The sequence below is a fragment of the Arthrobacter sp. StoSoilB20 genome (assembly GCF_019977295.1).
GTDB lineage: Bacteria > Actinomycetota > Actinomycetes > Actinomycetales > Micrococcaceae > Arthrobacter > Arthrobacter nicotinovorans_A.
The window spans coordinates 1952423-1968130 of the sequence record NZ_AP024651.1; the positions used below are offsets into that span (position 1 = coordinate 1952423).

Genomic DNA, 15708 nt, shown 5'->3' on the forward strand with positions numbered 1-15708 from the left:
CGCGGCTTAGGGCGGGTCTGTCTAGCCGTGGGCGGCGAGGATAGTGGAGGCTTCCTGGCGGGTGGTGCCGGAGTCCTGGATGCCTTCTGCGATGTGGGCGAGTTCGGCGGGGATGTCCCGGCCTTTCTTCCGCATCGCGGTGGCCCACAAACGCCCGGCCCGGTACGAGGACCGCACCAACGGACCCGACATGACACCCAGGAAACCGATCTCCTCGGCCTCGTGCTGGAGGTCCACGAACTCCTGCGGCTTGACCCACCGGTCCACCGGCAAGTGCCGCTCGGACGGGCGCAGGTACTGGGTGATCGTGATCAAGTCACACCCGGCCTGGTGCAGGTCCCGCAGCGCCTCGGAAATTTCTTCGCGGGTCTCGCCCATGCCCAGGATCAGGTTGGACTTGGTCACCATGCCCAGATCCCGGCCCTGCGTGATGACATCCAGGGACCTTTCGTACCGGAACGCCGGACGGATCCGCTTGAAAATCCTCGGCACGGTCTCCACATTGTGCGCGAACACCTCAGGCTTGGAATCACAGATCGCCGCGATGTGTTCAGGCTTGCCGGAGAAGTCCGGGATCAGCAGCTCCACCCCGGTGCCGGGGTTCAGTTCGTGGATCTTCCGGACCGTTTCGGCGTACAGCCAGACGCCCTCATCGGCCAGGTCATCACGGGCCACTCCGGTCACCGTGGCGTAGCGCAGCTGCATGGCCTGGACGCTGCGGGCTACCTTGGTGGGTTCGAACATGTCCACCGGGGAGGGCTTGCCGGTATCGATCTGGCAGAAATCACAGCGCCGGGTGCACTCGGACCCGCCGATCAGGAACGTCGCTTCCTTGTCTTCCCAGCATTCAAAGATGTTCGGGCAGCCGGCCTCTTCACACACGGTGTGCAGGCCTTCCTTCTTCACCAGGTTCTTGAGCTGGACAAACTCAGGACCCATCTGGACCTTGGCCTTGATCCACTCAGGCTTACGTTCAACCGGGACCGCCGCATTACGCTGCTCAACGCGCAGCAACTTACGGCCTTCAGGTGCCAAGGTCACTGGAGTGCTCCTTCGTGGGTGGAAACGAGTGCTTCTTCATGCTTGCGGAATTCTTCCACGAAGCGGTCAACGATGTCGGCTGGATTGATGGTCCGGCCGGCTTCCAGCGACATGGTGGAGACGCTGGCGTCAGTAATCCCGCAAGCAATGATCTGTTCGTAAGGGGACAGGTCGTTGCTGCAGTTGATGGCGACACCGTGCATGGTCACGCCATCGAGGACGCGGATGCCGATGGCGGCGATTTTGCGGTCCGGACCTTTGTCATCGGCAAGAATCCAGACACCGGCCCGGCCTTTGACGGTCACGGCGTTGATGCCATAGTCCGCCATCACCGCGATCATGGTGGCTTCGAGCCGCTCCACATAATCGCGGATACCGGCACGGTTCTTGAGTTTGAGGATGGGGTATGCGATCAGCTGCCCCGGACCATGCCACGTCAGCTTTCCGCCGCGGTCCACGGGGACAACGGGTGTCCCGTCAAAGGGCCGCTCGTGATCTTCGGTAAGTTTGCCGGCCGTGTAGACGGCAGCGTGCTCCAGGAGCAAAACGGTGCTGTTCTTCTCGCCCGCAACAACTTTGTTGTGGATCTCGCGCTGCAGGTCCCAGCCCTGCATGTAGTCAACGAAATCAGGGGCAAGACCCAGTTGTGAAAACTCAAGAGTCATGGGTTCAAGCTTAGACCCAGCAGGAGGCAGGCCATGATTTTGTGGCGAAGCTCTCAGTCGCATCCAGTGACGGTGGCGTTCAAGATGGCGGCAAGGGGGTGCCTGTGGATAACTTCTGCGGGAAAACCCGGATTCCGGTAGATCTTGTCTATGGAAACTCTGGATCCGCCCTCCGCCCGCATGCCGTCCGCCCCGGGTTATGAGACAACCCGATTCTTGGGCCGCGGCAGCACTTCGACTGTTTGGCTCCTCACCAGGAGCAGCGATGGTGCCCGATTTGCGATCAAGTGCGCCAACCCAGGCAGTCAATTGGTGCGACCCCGGGGGCTTGAGCAAGCGTCCCAAGAGGTGAGGCTCTTGTCGGCCCTGAAGCACCAGCACCTGGTTGGGGTTCATGGGGCAGTTCCGCTGGAAGGCGGCTCCGAAGGGACGCTGGGAATCGTCATGGACTACGCGGCTGGCGGCTCCCTGGCCAACCTGATGGCTGGGCGCGGAAAGCTGACTGTGGGGGAAGCCGTCACCATTCTGACCCCTCTCGCCCAGGTATTGGCCTACCTTCATGGACAGGGGATCGTACATGGTGACGTTGCGCCCGGGAACGTCCTCTTTACTGCCGAGGGGAAACCACTGCTTGCAGACCTCGGGATGGCCGCCGTGGTGGGCGGTTCCCCGCAGGATCCTTTGGTTGGAACGCCCGGTTTCTTGGATCCTGGCAGCCCTGGCAACCCTGGCAGTCCTGGCAGTCCTGTTACTCCAGGGACCGATGGGGAGATGGGCACAATGCGGGAACTCCAACCGCAGCTCGATGTCTACTCACTGGCCGCCCTCGGATGGTATTGCCTGACCGGTTCGGTCCCGGAAACCACGCAACTTCGTCCGCCGTTGTCTTTGGTGGTGCCGGATGTTCCGAAGTCGCTGGTGGCCGCATTGGAGGCTGCCCTGGATGTGAATCCGGTGCTGCGGCCAACAGCCAGGGAGCTGGCCATGGCCATTTTTCGAAGCGCGGCACCCGAGCCTGTGGACTTGTCCGGCGCCGTCCATCCTTCAGTGATTCCTGAACTGCTGACGCGGCGCCGGGCCTTGGAGCGGTCCGCGCGCCGTAAATCCCTGATACCCAGCCGGATCCGTTCGTGGCTCAGGTTCGTCCAACGTGGACCAAAGGGCGAAGTTCAGGCAAGGGGCCGCGGGCCCCGGATCGTAGGCGGTGGGTTCAGTCGCGGTTGGTTCAGCGGGGGGTGGCTCAGGGGCGGCAGGTTCAGAGGTGGCGCAGCCATCCTGGCCACCGGGCTGCTGCTCGGAAGCGTGGGCTGGATTTTATGGTCGCACTACCCGCAGCAACAAAGTATGGAGTTGTCTGCGGAACCTCAACCAACAGAAACAGGAACTGGCAAGCGAACTGGAGCAGAAACAGGAACCGGAGCAGAAACAGGAACAGGAACCGGTAGTCCGGCCCCGGAGCCGGAAACCTCTGCATCCGCGGATCAGCCGGAAACGCTGCCGCAAGTACTGGCTGAAGGCCTCCACACCGAAGACCCGGCAATAGCCATAACCACGCTGTCATCCATCCGCGACATCGCACTCAGCCAAGGTCGGCTGGATTTGCTGGATTTGGTGAATGCGTCTGCATCACCCGCTGAAGCTTCCGACGGTCTGCTGGCGGACCACCTACGGGAATCGGGGTCAAAGTATGCCGGTTTCTCCACGTCGTTATCCATCCTGGAAGTGTCCGGGTCTGCGGAGTCGGGCCACGCAGCGGTCACGCTCACCGCTGCATCATCCGGCTATGAGGAACGCAACGCAGCCGGTGCCGTTGCCGGGTCACAGCCTTCCGGTCCGCCGCAGGAACTGAGCGTGCGTGTTGTACGGGAGGCCGGGCGCTGGTGGATTTGGGAGATCCTTGCCGTTGGCTCCAGCCCGGCGGGCACCCTACCGGCAGCGCCCGTGCCCGCAGTTACCGGCCCCGCGGCCGGCGGCTAGCCCCGCGGCCGGCGGCTAGCGCGGCAGCCGCACATTCAGCGTGCTTTGTCTTGCGTCAGCCACGCCATGGCGTCGGAGAGCGAGGGGTGCTGCCACTGGAAACCGGCCTCCGACAACCGGGCGGGTTCCATCTTCTGGTTGGCCAAAACCAGTTCATCGGCAAGCCGTCCCAAGACCAGGCGCAGGGCGGGGCCGGGGACGCGGAAGAAGGCTGGCCGGTGGTAAGCCTTGGCCAGCGCGGCCACGATCGTGTTGACATCTGCGCTTTCCGGGGCGCAAACGTTAACCGGGCCTTCAAGCTCGGAGGCCAGGAGAAATGCCAGTGCGCTCACCTCGTCGGCCAACGTGATCCAGGGCCAATACTGCCGGCCGCTTCCGAACGGCCCGCCCAGCCCAACCTTGAGCAGCGGGAGGAGCGGGCCCAATGCGCCGCCGGAGGTGCTGAGCACTACGCCTGTCCTGGGGGTTACTACCCTCACACCCTGTGGTGCTGTCCGGGCTGTTCGTTCCCACTCCACACACAAACTCCCCAGTACGCCAAAGCCCGGACCTGAATCCTCGGTCAAGAGGCCATCCCGGGAGGCGCCGTAGTAACCGGACGCCGACTGGCTGATGAAGGTAGCGGGCGGAGTGCCAAGGCGTCCCATGGCAGCGGTCAGGGTCCTGGTGGCCTGCAGTCTTGAATCCCGGAGGACCTGGATCCGGTTTTTGGTCCAGGGGCGGTCCCCGATTCCGGCTCCTGAAAGGTTGATGACTGCCTCCGCCGTGTCCAGGACGGCTTCGTCAAGGTGTCCGGCAGCCGGATCCCATGTCCACTCATCAGGGCCCTTGGCCGGCCTCCGCACCAACCGAATGACCTCGTGGCCGTGGCCGGTCAAGTGCTCCGCTAGAGCTGTTCCTATCATTCCCGACGCGCCGGACATCACAATTCTCATGACCCATCTCACCATGGGAAACGTGTGCGGTGGAAACGCCTGTCGGTGCGGCGGAGCGTGGGCGCCTCTTGACTATGATCGAACAATGACCTCCTCCAGCTACCTCCGTTTCCCGCATGTGCACGGCGATCTGGTCACTTTCGTGGCCGAAGACGACGTTTGGGTCGCACCCCTTTCCGGTGGGCGCGCCTGGCGGGTTTCTTCCCAGCAACTGCCGGCCAGAAACCCCCGGTTCACCCCCGACGGAACGCGACTCGTGTGGACGGTGATCGTGGGCACCTCTCCTGAGGTGGTGACGGCGGACGTCAACGGCGGCGGTTACAGGCAGCTGACGTACTTCGGCCACAGCACCACGAAAGTCAAGGGTTTCACGCCGAAGGGCAACGTAGTGGTGACCAGCGCCTTCCAGCAAGCGGAAAGCCGCCACACGCATGCCTACAGCCTGCCGCTGGACGGGGGTGCCGCCGTCGAACTTCCCTTTGGTCCCGTTGAGGCAGTTGCCTTTGGTCCTGAAATCGGCGACGAGAAGCCGGTGGTGGTTTCCAGCGTCCTTTCGCGTGAGCCGGCATGGTGGAAGCGGTACCGGGGCGGTACTGCCGGCAAGCTGTGGATCGATGCGGACGGCAACGGCGAATTCGAGCGCCTCTTGCCGCAGCTCGACGGCAACCTCACCGACCCCATGTGGATCAAGGGACGGATCGCGTTCCTTTCGGACCACGAAGGGTACGGTAACCTCTACTCCTCACTTCCGGATGGTTCAGGCTTGCGCCGCCACACCGATCACGAGGACTTCTACGTCAGGCACGCCAGCACGGACGGCGGCCGGGTCATCTTCGAATCGGCCGGCGAGTTGTGGGTGCTTCCCTCACTTGAGGCTGACGCAGAGGCAAGCAAGCTGGACATCACCCTGGGCTCGGCTTCACCGGCACGCCGTCCTGCACCGCTGAAGGTCGCCGCGCACCTTGGCGATGTCGTTCCAAATGCTTCAGGGACGGCCAGTGCGGTGGAATCGCACGGCACCCTGCACTGGCTCCGGCACAAGGACGGCCCCTCCCGTGTAGTGGAAGCGACACCGGGAGTGCGCGCCCGCCTGCCGCGTCCGCTCACAGACGGCCGGATCGCCTACGTCGCTGACCATGGGGCGGTCGAAGCCCTGTACATCAAGCGCATCGCATCGCGCTTGTCGGCAGTCGTGGATGTTCCCGAAGCAGTTGTTTCTTCGCCGGCGCCGGTCAATGGAGCGGATCCCTTGCCCAAGCCGGTATCCGCGTCCAATGTGTTGGGGCAGGGGAATGCTCCTGCTCAAGCACCAGTGCCTGGCGCGCCGGCAGATGACAGGCAGTCCGACGGCCTGCCGGCCGAGCCCTCTGCGGACACTGTGAGCTCCACGGACGCACCAGCAGCTCCTGATACGTCCGAAGACGGCGTCGAGGTGCGGATTGATTTCCCTTCGCCCACGCGCACGAGCGCTGTGGAAGCCAGCCCGGACGGACGATGGCTGGCAGTGGGAACCTCCTTCGGTGACGTCTATGTCGCTGATACTTCGCAGGGCACGTTGACCCAAGTTGTCAGCGTGGGCGAGGGGAGCATTGAACAACTGGCTTGGTCCGGCGACTCCCAATGGCTTGCCTGGTCCGAGCCAGTGACGGCCTTCGGTTCTCGAAGCAAGCTCCGTATCACCCGCCCGGCTCACACCGAAACAGGCATCATTGACGTGACGGATGGCCGGTTCTGCGACGAATCGCCGAGGTTCACCCCTGACGGGAAGTTCCTCGCTTTCCTGTCGAACCGCAGCTTCGACCCCGTCTACGACGGCCACTCCTTCGATCTGTCGTTCCCGAGTCCCATTAAGCCCTACCTGGTCGCCTTGGCTGCAGACACCCCTTCACCCTTCGGCCCGTCCGTCGACACGCTTGAGGATGTCCCGGCCTCCTCGGTAACGTCCGACGACGGCGGCGCACCTGCCGTGCGCGTCGACCCTGAGGGCCTTGCGCACCGCGTCATCACTGTGCCCGTACCTCAAGGGAACTACTCGCAGCTGGCCGTGGCGGATGGTGCCCTGCTGTGGCTCGATACGGAGCTAACCGGTGTCACCGGCGAAGGGAAGGGTACGCCCTCGGACAAGAAGACAGCGCCGGCACTGGTGCGCTATGACCTCGCCAAGCGCAAAAAGAGTACTTTGGTTACAGCCGTGGACAGCTACAGGTTGTCCGGCGATCTCAAGCGTGTTGTGTACATCCTGGACCAGCAGGTCACCTCTGTGCCTTCCGACACCAAGGTGGACGAGGAGTCCGGAGACCTGGTGAAAGTGGAACTGAACAGGGTCAGGGTGATCCTGGACCCCGTTGCTGCCTGGGGACAGGCCTTTGAGGAAGCGTGGCGGCTCCAGCGGGACTTCTTCTGGACCGCAGACATGGCAGGCCAGGATTGGGATTCCGTCTACACACGGTACCGCCCGATAGTGGACCGGCTCGGGTCCCACGACGACTTGGTGGACCTGCTGTGGGAGATTCACGGTGAGCTTGGTACATCCCACGCCTACGTCAAGCCGGCCCTCGTCACCGAGCCCGGCCGGAACGGCCAAGGGCGCCTGGGGGCTGAGCTTCACTTCGGCACCAAGGGTTGGGAGATCACGCGGATTCTCGCGGGGGAGTCCTCGGACCCGCTGGCCACGTCGCCCTTGACCCGGCCCGGTGCGGACGCGAAGGCCGGTGACGTCCTCCTGGCGATTGACGGCGTCGAACTTTCAGCGGCTTTGACGCCGGCCATGCAGTTGGTGGGAGCGGCCGGCCGGACAGTGGAGTTGACCCTGTTGAACGGGGAAGGACATGGCGAAGCCGCCGGCACGCAGCGCCGTGTGGCTGTGGTTCCTGTCCGTGATGAAGAACGGCTCCGGTACCAGGACTGGGTCCGGGCGAACCGCCGCACTGTGCGCGAAGCCTCGGACGGAAAGTTCGGCTACTTGCACGTCCCTGACATGATGGCCAATGGCTGGGCCCAGCTTCACCGCGACCTGGATACGGAAACCGCCCTGGACGGGCTCATCGTGGACGTACGGCGTAATCGTGGAGGGCATACCTCCCAGCTGGTAGCCGAGCTCATCGGCCGCAAGGTCACCGGCTGGAGCATGCCACGTGGCGAGAAGCCCCGAACGTACCCCGATCATGCACCGCGGGGTCCGGTGATCATTCTGGCCGACGAATTTGCCGGATCTGATGGCGACATCATCACCCAGGTATCCAAGCTCAGGGGCATTGGACCGGTGATCGGTACGCGAACCTGGGGAGGCGTCGTGGGCATCGACAACCGCTTCGCCCTGGCCGACGGTACCGGGGTGACGCAGCCCAGATACGCTACCTGGTTCAGCGGCGGAATTGGCTGGGATGTGGAAAACCGGGGCGTGGAGCCGGATATCGAGGTGCTCTTCCCCCCGCACGCCTATGCGGCCGGCTCGGATCCGCAGCTGGAGTACGGTATTGGCGCACTCAAGGAAATGATCCAGGAACTGCCAACCGACAGGCCCCCACTCCGTGAGGGGTACCGAAAGCTCCGTCCGGAGCCGTTGCCCGCGCGGCCCCGGAAGGGCTGAAGCAGCGGTGACGAGACAGAAGAGCCCGCCGGCTTCCTGCAGGAAGCCGGCGGGCTCTTCTTGTGAAACCCTGGTGCTTTTGAGCACCTGGTGATGCTAGGCCGTCAGCGTGGCATCCAAGGTGATCTCAATGCTGGCCAGTGCGCCTGAAACAGGGCAGCCGGTCTTCGCGTCCTCGGAGATGCGGCGGAAGTCCTCTTCGGAAAGGCCAGGCACCTTGGCGGTCATGGTCAGGTGGCTGCCGGTGATTCCAGTGCCGGGAACGAACGTGACGTCGGCCTTGGTGTTTACTTCTTCAGCTGTGAATCCTTCGCCCGCGAGGGCGTGGCTGAAAGCCATGGAGAAGCAGGCGGAGTGTGCCGCTGCGATCAGTTCTTCGGGGCTGGTCTTGCCGCCGGACTGTTCGGTACGTGCCTTCCAGGTGACATCGAATGTTCCCAGGCCTGAGCTGTCCAGCGTCGTGTTGCCGGCGCCTTCGATCAGGTTGCCGTTCCAAACCGTGTGTGCGGTGCGTGTTGCTGCCATGTCCACTCCTTGGTGTCGTTGTGAGTCGGCAACCAGCCTGAGGCGGGTGCCACCGGTTCCCATCCTAGGGATTTGCCCGCGAGACCGCACGGACATTCCGCTGACAGTGGATTGTGACCCGGAGCTGCCGAAGCATCAGTTCCAGAGAGTCGCGATGGCGATGTTCACCAAGGCCAGGCCGCCCACGCCATGGGCCAGGCCAGTGGAGACAGTTTCGCCCTTCTTGACCTTCCGGGAGCCGATAACGGCCAGGACAGCGACGGCCACGCCAATGGCGAACTTGACCCCGAGCTTGAAATAGTTGGGATCGGCGTCAGGGAGCAAGGGGAACAACCCCATCATGGCGATGCCGGTCAGGAGCTGGAGAAAAGCACCATCGCGCTGGCGGGGGTGGACGGTGGGCTCTTTGATGGTGGCGATCCAGTAGCCCACGATCATGGCTGCGCCGACGATGTGCAAGAACACCAGAATGCTGAAGAGAATACTCATGGCTCCAGCCTATCGAGTTGCTTCTACGTCCCGTAGCAAAGCCACGCGGGGTGGGTAAAGCAAAGGGGCAGGTCACCGGTTTCCCGGTAACCTGCCCCTTGATGCCAAGGGCTGGCCCTGGCGCTGAACCCTAGAGGCCGAGGTCGGCTTCGAAAGCACCTTCCTCAAGGCGGGCCTTGAGGGTCTGCAGGAAGCGGCCGGCGTCTGCGCCGTCCACCAAACGGTGGTCGTACGTCAGGGAGAGGTACATCATGGAACGGATGGCGATCGAGTCGTCACCATTCTCATCGGCTACAACCACAGCGCGCTTGACGATCGCGCCGGTGCCGAGAATACCTACCTGCGGCTGGTTGATGATCGGGGTGTCGAACAGTGCGCCAACAGAACCGATGTTGGTGATGCTGAACGTACCGCCGGACAGTTCGTCCGGGCCGATCTTGCCGTCGCGGGTGCGGCCTGCGACATCAGCGATCTTACCGGCGAGGCCGGCAAGATTGAGGTTGCCGGCGTCGGAGATGACCGGAACCAGAAGGCCCTTGTCGGTGTCGACGGCAATCGCCAGGTGCTCGGCGTTGTGGTAGGTGATTTCCTGCTTGGATTCGTCGTAGGCAGCGTTCAGCTTGGGGTGCTGCTTCAGGGCTTCAGCAACGGCCTTTGCGATGAACGGCAGGAAGGTGAGCTTGACGCCGTTCTGGGCCAGGAACTGGTTCTTGGCCTTCAGCCGCAGCTTGGCGATCTTGGTCATGTCGACCTCGTGCACCTGCGTCAGCTGGGTGGAGACCTCAAGGGACTCGCGCATGCGGCGGGCGATAACCTGGCGGATACGCGGTGCCTTCTCCGTGGTGCCGCGCAGGGAGGATGCGACCACCGGAGCAGCGGCCTTGGCGGCCGGAGCTGCCGCGGGAGCCGATGCTGCGGGAGCTGCGGCAGCTTGCTTCGCTTCGGCGGCGGCAATGACATCCTGTTTGCGGATACGGCCACCGACGCCGGTGCCGGAGACGGATGCGATGTCCACACCGTGCTGGTTGGCGAGCTTGCGGACCAGGGGAGTGACGTAGCCGGATTCCGAGGAACCTTCACTGGCCGGGGCCGAAGCGGGTGCAGGTGCTGCTGCGGGGGCCGGGGCCGGGGCCGGGGCAGCTGCAGGAGCCGGAGCAGCTGCGGGTGCCGGGGCGGCGGCCGGAGCCGGTGCTGCGGGGGCCGGAGCGGGGGCAGCCGGTGCTTCTGCAGCGGGTGCTGCAGGTGCGGGAGCGGCGGCCGGTGCAGCGGCGCCGGAACCGATGACGGCCAGGACAGAGCCAACCTCGGCAGTCTCATCCTCGTTGACGCGGATCTCCTGCAGCGTTCCTGCAACCGGTGACGGGATTTCGGTGTCGACCTTGTCGGTGGAGACCTCCAGGAGGGGCTCGTCGACCTCTACGGTGTCGCCTACAGCCTTGAGCCAGCGGGTAACGGTGCCTTCGGTGACGCTCTCGCCCAGGGCGGGAAGGGTTACTTCGTGGCCTTCGCCGGAGCCGGCGGCCTGAGCGGCCGGAGCTTCCTCTGCTGAAGGAGCAGCCGGAGCCTCCTGGGCCGGTGCAGCCTCCGCGGCCGGAGCAGCGGGTGCTTCCTCGGCCGGTGCAGCCTCCGTAGCAGCAGCGCCAGAGCCGGAGCCGTCGCCGATGCGTACCAAGGGGGCGCCAACTTCAGCCGTCTCGTCTTCGGCGACGAGGATTTCTTCGATGACGCCAGAGATCGGAGAAGGGATTTCAGTGTCTACTTTGTCGGTTGAAACCTCGAGCAGCGGCTCGTCGATCTCTACCCGGTCACCAACCTGCTTGAGCCAGCGGGTGACGGTTCCTTCGGTGACACTCTCACCGAGGGCGGGCAAGTTAACGGATTCAGACATGTCGTCCCCGTTCTCCTTATTGATCTTTGTGCGGATGAATTCTGCTGGTCCGGGCCGGGTGCATCCGGCAGATTCCGCTGCATGCACCCGACCCGTTTGTCTTGGGTAAAGACTTAGCCGTGGAGCGGCTTGCCCGCGAGGGCGAGGTGGGCTTCGCCCAGTGCTTCGTTCTGGGTGGGGTGGGCGTGGACCAGCTGGGCCACGTCCTCCGGGTAGGCTTCCCAGTTCACGATCAGCTGGGCTTCGCCGATCTGCTCGCCGATGCGGGAGCCGATCATGTGAATACCCACCACGGGGCCGTCCTTCTGGCGAACGAGTTTGACGATGCCGCCGGTGCCGAGGATGGAGCTCTTGCCGTTTCCGGCGAGGTTGTACTCCTGCGTCTGCACCTGGTCGTCGCCGAACTTCTCCTTGGCGGCCTTTTCGGTGTAGCCAACCGTGGCAATTTCAGGTTCGCAGTACGTGACCTTGGGGATGTTGATGTCCTCGACGATCGCCGGGTTCAGGCCGGCGATTTCCTCGGCAACAAAGATGCCCTGCTGGTAGCCGCGGTGTGCGAGCTGGACACCGGGGACGATGTCGCCCACGGCGTAGATGTTGCCGACACCGGTGTGGAGGCGTTCGTTGGTGATGACGAATCCACGGTCAATGGTGATGCCGGCTTCCTCGTAGCCCAGGTTGGCAGTGACAGGGCCACGGCCAACAGCTACGAGCAGGAGATCGGCTTCAAACGTCTGGCCGTCAACAAGGGTGACCTTCACGCCGTCGTCGTTCTGCTCGACGCCCTGGAAGAAGATGCCGGTGGTGAACTTGATGCCGCGCTTCTTGAAGGCACGCTCAAGGTTCTTCACGATCGAGGCGTCCTCGTTGGGAACCAGGGAGGGGAGGCCTTCGATGATGGTGACGTCCACGCCGAACGACTTCCAGACAGAAGCGAATTCAACGCCGATGACGCCGCCGCCAAGGACGATCGCGCTCTTGGGGATGTAGTCCATGGTCAGTGCTTGGTCGGAAGTGATGACCTTGCCGCCGATTTCCAAGCCAGGCAATGAACGGGAGTAGGAACCCGTGGCCAGGACAATGTTCTTGCCCGTGTAGGAGGTGCCGTTCACAACGACGGTGTTATTGCCCTGGAGCTTGCCTTCACCCTCGATGACGGTGATGCCCTTGGACTTGATGAGTCCCTGGAGGCCCTTGTACTTGCCGGCAATGATGCCGTCCTTGTAGGCGTTCACGGCGGGCATGTCGATGCTGTCCAGCGTGACGTTCACTCCATACTTGGCCGAATCCCGCGCGTGGTCGGCCAATTCGGCCGAGTGCAGGAGTGCCTTGGTGGGGATACAACCGTTGTGCAGGCAGGTTCCGCCGAGCTTTGCCTTTTCCACAAGGCCAACGGTGAACCCAAGCTGTACGGCCCGCAGGGCAGTGGCGTAGCCGCCGCTGCCGCCACCGAGTACCAGGATGTCGAATTCTTGCGCAGTTGCCTGATCGGCCACTAAAACGCTCCCTCGCGTGAATGATGACACGGGACTGCGTGCCATCTGGTCTTTGGAACTTGTTCTGCCGTGATTATGCCAGCACCTAAGTTCTCTTGCATTTGTGACTATCGAGTTCACCTTAGCGAACCACCTACCCATGCTCCACCCTCTGCGGGTGTTTGTGGAGCGCTTGTGTCGAGACTCACGTTCCCTTGTGACACAGCGCTACACCCCGCATAATTCCGGGGTTGTGCAGGCCTTGCGGGTGTGCCCGCAAGGCCTGCACCGCCCGGGTGGGCAGGGGCGTGGTGCTTAGGCGGAAACTGCGAGGAGATCCTCGGCATAGGCAACCAAGGTGCGGACGGTGCATCCGGTTCCTTGCTTGGGGGTGTAGCCGTACGGGCTGCCGTTGTTGAACGACGGACCTGCAATGTCGACGTGCGCCCACGGGATCTGCCGGCCGTCGCCGTTCTTGCCGACGAATTCCCGCAGGAAGACAGCGGCGGTCATCATGCCGCCGTTGCGCTCACCGATGTTGGCGAGGTCTGCAACCTGGGAGTCCAGGCTTGGGCGCAGTTCTTCGGGAAGGGGCATCGGCCAGACCAGCTCGCCTGCCCTGTCAGCTGCCGACTTCAATGCTGCAGTAACGGAGTCCTCGCCCATGACGCCGGCGGTGCGCAATCCAAGGGCAATCAGCTGTGCGCCGGTCAACGTGGCAACGTCAATGATGGCATCCGGCTTCTCCATGCTGGCAGCGACGAGTCCATCGGCCATGACCAGGCGGCCTTCGGCGTCGGTGTTAAGGACCTCCACGGTCTTGCCGCCGTAGATGGTGAAGACGTCCGCGGGCCGTGCCGCAGCACCCGAGGGCATGTTCTCCGCAATGCACAGCCATGCGGTCGCCTTGATGTCCAGGCCCAGGGAAGCGATGGCCAGGACAGTATTAAGCACGACGGCGGCGCCGGCCATATCGCTCTTCATGTCACCCATGCCGAGGGCCGGCTTGATGGAAATGCCGCCGGTGTCGAAGGTAATGCCCTTGCCTACAAGGGCAATCTTCTTTGTGGCCTTCGCCGGCGCGTATTCGACCTTCACCAGGCGGGGTTGACGGGTTGAACCCTTACCGACGCCAAGGATGCCGCCAAAGCCTTCCTTTTCCAGGCGCTTCTCATCCCAGACAGTGACCTTGACGGGCAGGCCTTTGGCGAGTTCCTTGGCGGACTCGGCAAAGGACTCCGGGTAGAGGTGGCTGGGGGGCTGGTTGACCAGGGTCCGGGTGGCATTGACAGCGCGGGCCACAATACCGGCGCGGTCCAGGGCCGGCTGCGCTTCCTTGGGGTCGACGTCGGAGAAAATAAGGGCCTTGGCTACGGGCGCTTTGAGCCCGTCCTTGCTGGAACGGTGCTCCGTATAGGAGTAGGCGCCCAAGGCTGCACCCTCGGCGATTGCCGCAACGTCGGCAACGCCGGTGGTCGGGAATGCCAAGGTTACCGACGCGACGCCGGCCAGCTGGCGGACGGCAGAGCCTGCGGCGCGACGCAGGGACTCTTGGGGAAGGCTGCCGGATTCCGGCATTTTGCCAACGCCGGCGAGGACCAGGATGCCCGAGCCGGTTTCAGGAAGGCCGGGAAGCCGGTGGGCCTGATCCGCGGCACCGGTGATCCCCAGCAGCTTCAGAGAGCCCGCGATGGACTCGGCTGCCTTCGCGCTGAGCGGGTTCGGGAGCAGCTCTGGCCCGTCCGCCCCTTGCGCAACTCCGATCACTAGTGCGTCGCTGGGGGACTTTTTCAGGTCCTTGGCGATGATGCCCAGGATGATGTCAGTAGTCTTGACCACGAGGATGTTGCCTCACTTCTCTCTGCATTGCATGGCTGGGCCGCATGTTTGGCGGCCTGCCCCGGTACGCGTCCGACGTCCTCTTCCGACGCCGGCCTTGGTCTTCAGGGGCCAGCGTCGCTGGTGGAAACCGACCCTTTTCGATCGTAGTCTCTTGTGCGCTGCGGACAGCAATTAAATGAGAGCTGCGGCACATCCGGTGCAGGAATGCCCGTTGGAGGTGCAGCGTTGTATGGATTAATGGAATCCCGCAGCCACCCCTTAAGGCCCCGTTGGTGCCGTGTGGCCGGCACCCCCGGGACTTTCCCCTACTTTGTCATTGCGAAAGGAACACGCCGTGTTTGAACGGATATCCGGCTCCCTCCTGGACCCCGCATCGCTTTACGCGCGCAACATCGAGACCTTCTACAGCCCTGAACTTCGCGGGCTGAACATGGTTATGGGATTTACCGGCTTCGCCGACGCCGGCCAGGTGGTTCGACAGATCAACGGTGAACTGCTGGAAGAGCTCGACGCCGAGGTCGTGGCGATGTTCGACGCCGACCAACTGATTGACTACCGTTCGCGCCGTCCCCACATCAGTTTCGTGGAAGACCATGTGCAGGACTACCAGGCTCCGAAGCTGGGGCTGTACAAGTTGACCGACGGACTCGGCCAGCCGTTCCTGTTGTTGGCCGGCTTTGAGCCGGACCTTCAGTGGGAGCGTTTCTCGCGGGCCGTCGTCGGGATCGTCGAGGAGCTTGACGTCAACCTGGTCACCTGGATCCATTCCATTCCCATGCCTGTCCCGCACACGCGGCCCGTGGGAGTGACTGTCCATGGCAACCGCCCCGACCTCATCGAAGGTATTTCCAGCTGGAAGCCCACTGTCGATGTTCCCGCCGCAATCGGCCACATCCTTGAACTCCGGTTGACGGAGGCTGAACGGAATGTTGCAGGGTATGTCATCCACGTTCCGCACTACTTATCCGAAGCGGAGTATCCGCCGGCGGCCGTAGCGGGCCTGGAGTACCTGGGCGCGGCGACGTCACTGATGCTGCCCACTGACCGGCTTCGCGAAGCCGGTCGTGAAGTAGGCCGCCAGATCGCCGAGCAAATCCAGGCCTCGGAAGAAGTGCAAGCCGTGGTCGCCAATTTGGAGACGCGGTACGACGAAAAATCCGAGGGCGTGGTCCGCCGGTCGCTGCTGGCGGACGAGAATGACGAACTGCCCAACGCCGAGGACATCGGTGCGGCTGTCGAAGCCTACCTGGCCCGTAAAGACGCGCCTTAATAAATCAGGTTT

General features: G+C 63.4%; 11 protein-coding genes. 3 read left to right on the forward strand and 8 right to left on the reverse strand.

Annotated elements, in window-relative coordinates; translation table 11 throughout:
- Positions 1 to 21: 21 nt before the first annotated feature.
- Together lipA and lipB are read right to left on the reverse strand one after the other, a co-directional pair.
- Positions 22 to 1041: a lipoyl synthase gene (gene lipA, locus LDN85_RS08800; RefSeq protein ID WP_223945147.1), complete on the reverse strand. Its 1020-nt coding sequence runs from the start codon at positions 1039 to 1041 to the stop codon at positions 22 to 24.
- A complete protein-coding gene (gene lipB / locus LDN85_RS08805; protein ID WP_026540280.1) occupies positions 1038 to 1706 on the reverse strand; it encodes a lipoyl(octanoyl) transferase LipB in 669 nt (222 codons plus the stop codon). The genes lipA and lipB overlap by 4 nt, the downstream gene beginning before the upstream one ends.
- Before the next feature lie 180 nt (positions 1707 to 1886).
- On the opposite strand from lipB, the gene LDN85_RS08810 reads away from it, so the two are divergent.
- Positions 1887 to 3683 (forward strand): serine/threonine-protein kinase, encoded by a 1797-nt coding sequence (locus LDN85_RS08810; protein ID WP_223945442.1) that lies wholly within the window; start codon positions 1887 to 1889, stop codon positions 3681 to 3683.
- Positions 3684 to 3718: 35 nt separating this feature from the next.
- Here the strand turns inward: LDN85_RS08810 and LDN85_RS08815 are convergent, their stop codons facing one another.
- Positions 3719 to 4618: a TIGR01777 family oxidoreductase gene (locus LDN85_RS08815; RefSeq protein ID WP_223945148.1), complete on the reverse strand. Its 900-nt coding sequence runs from the start codon at positions 4616 to 4618 to the stop codon at positions 3719 to 3721.
- An 85-nt stretch (positions 4619 to 4703) separates the two neighbouring features.
- On the opposite strand from LDN85_RS08815, the gene LDN85_RS08820 reads away from it, so the two are divergent.
- Positions 4704 to 8207: a S41 family peptidase gene (locus LDN85_RS08820; RefSeq protein ID WP_223945149.1), complete on the forward strand. Its 3504-nt coding sequence runs from the start codon at positions 4704 to 4706 to the stop codon at positions 8205 to 8207.
- A gap of 96 nt (positions 8208 to 8303) precedes the next feature.
- Here LDN85_RS08820 and LDN85_RS08825 read toward each other — a convergent pair whose 3' ends face one another.
- The 5 genes from LDN85_RS08825 to LDN85_RS08845 all read right to left on the reverse strand — a co-directional run bounded on the left by LDN85_RS08825 (position 8304) and on the right by LDN85_RS08845 (position 14423).
- On the reverse strand, positions 8304 to 8732 hold the full coding sequence (locus LDN85_RS08825) for an OsmC family protein (RefSeq protein ID WP_026540283.1): 429 nt from the start codon (positions 8730 to 8732) through the stop codon (positions 8304 to 8306).
- A 135-nt stretch (positions 8733 to 8867) separates the two neighbouring features.
- The gene (locus LDN85_RS08830; protein ID WP_223945150.1) at positions 8868 to 9221 is read right to left on the reverse strand and encodes a hypothetical protein; all 354 of its coding nucleotides are present in this window, start codon (positions 9219 to 9221) and stop codon (positions 8868 to 8870) included.
- 130 nt (positions 9222 to 9351) lie between these two features.
- Positions 9352 to 11109, reverse strand: a complete 1758-nt coding sequence (gene sucB, locus LDN85_RS08835; protein WP_091554196.1) for a 2-oxoglutarate dehydrogenase, E2 component, dihydrolipoamide succinyltransferase — start codon at positions 11107 to 11109, stop codon at positions 9352 to 9354.
- A 113-nt stretch (positions 11110 to 11222) separates the two neighbouring features.
- A complete protein-coding gene (gene lpdA, locus LDN85_RS08840) occupies positions 11223 to 12605 on the reverse strand; it encodes a dihydrolipoyl dehydrogenase (RefSeq protein WP_026540286.1) in 1383 nt (460 codons plus the stop codon).
- Between the two features lie 294 nt (positions 12606 to 12899).
- Positions 12900 to 14423 (reverse strand): leucyl aminopeptidase, encoded by a 1524-nt coding sequence (locus LDN85_RS08845; protein ID WP_223945151.1) that lies wholly within the window; start codon positions 14421 to 14423, stop codon positions 12900 to 12902.
- A gap of 337 nt (positions 14424 to 14760) precedes the next feature.
- On the opposite strand from LDN85_RS08845, the gene LDN85_RS08850 reads away from it, so the two are divergent.
- A complete protein-coding gene (locus LDN85_RS08850; protein ID WP_026546574.1) occupies positions 14761 to 15696 on the forward strand; it encodes a PAC2 family protein in 936 nt (311 codons plus the stop codon).
- Positions 15697 to 15708 lie beyond the last annotated feature (12 nt).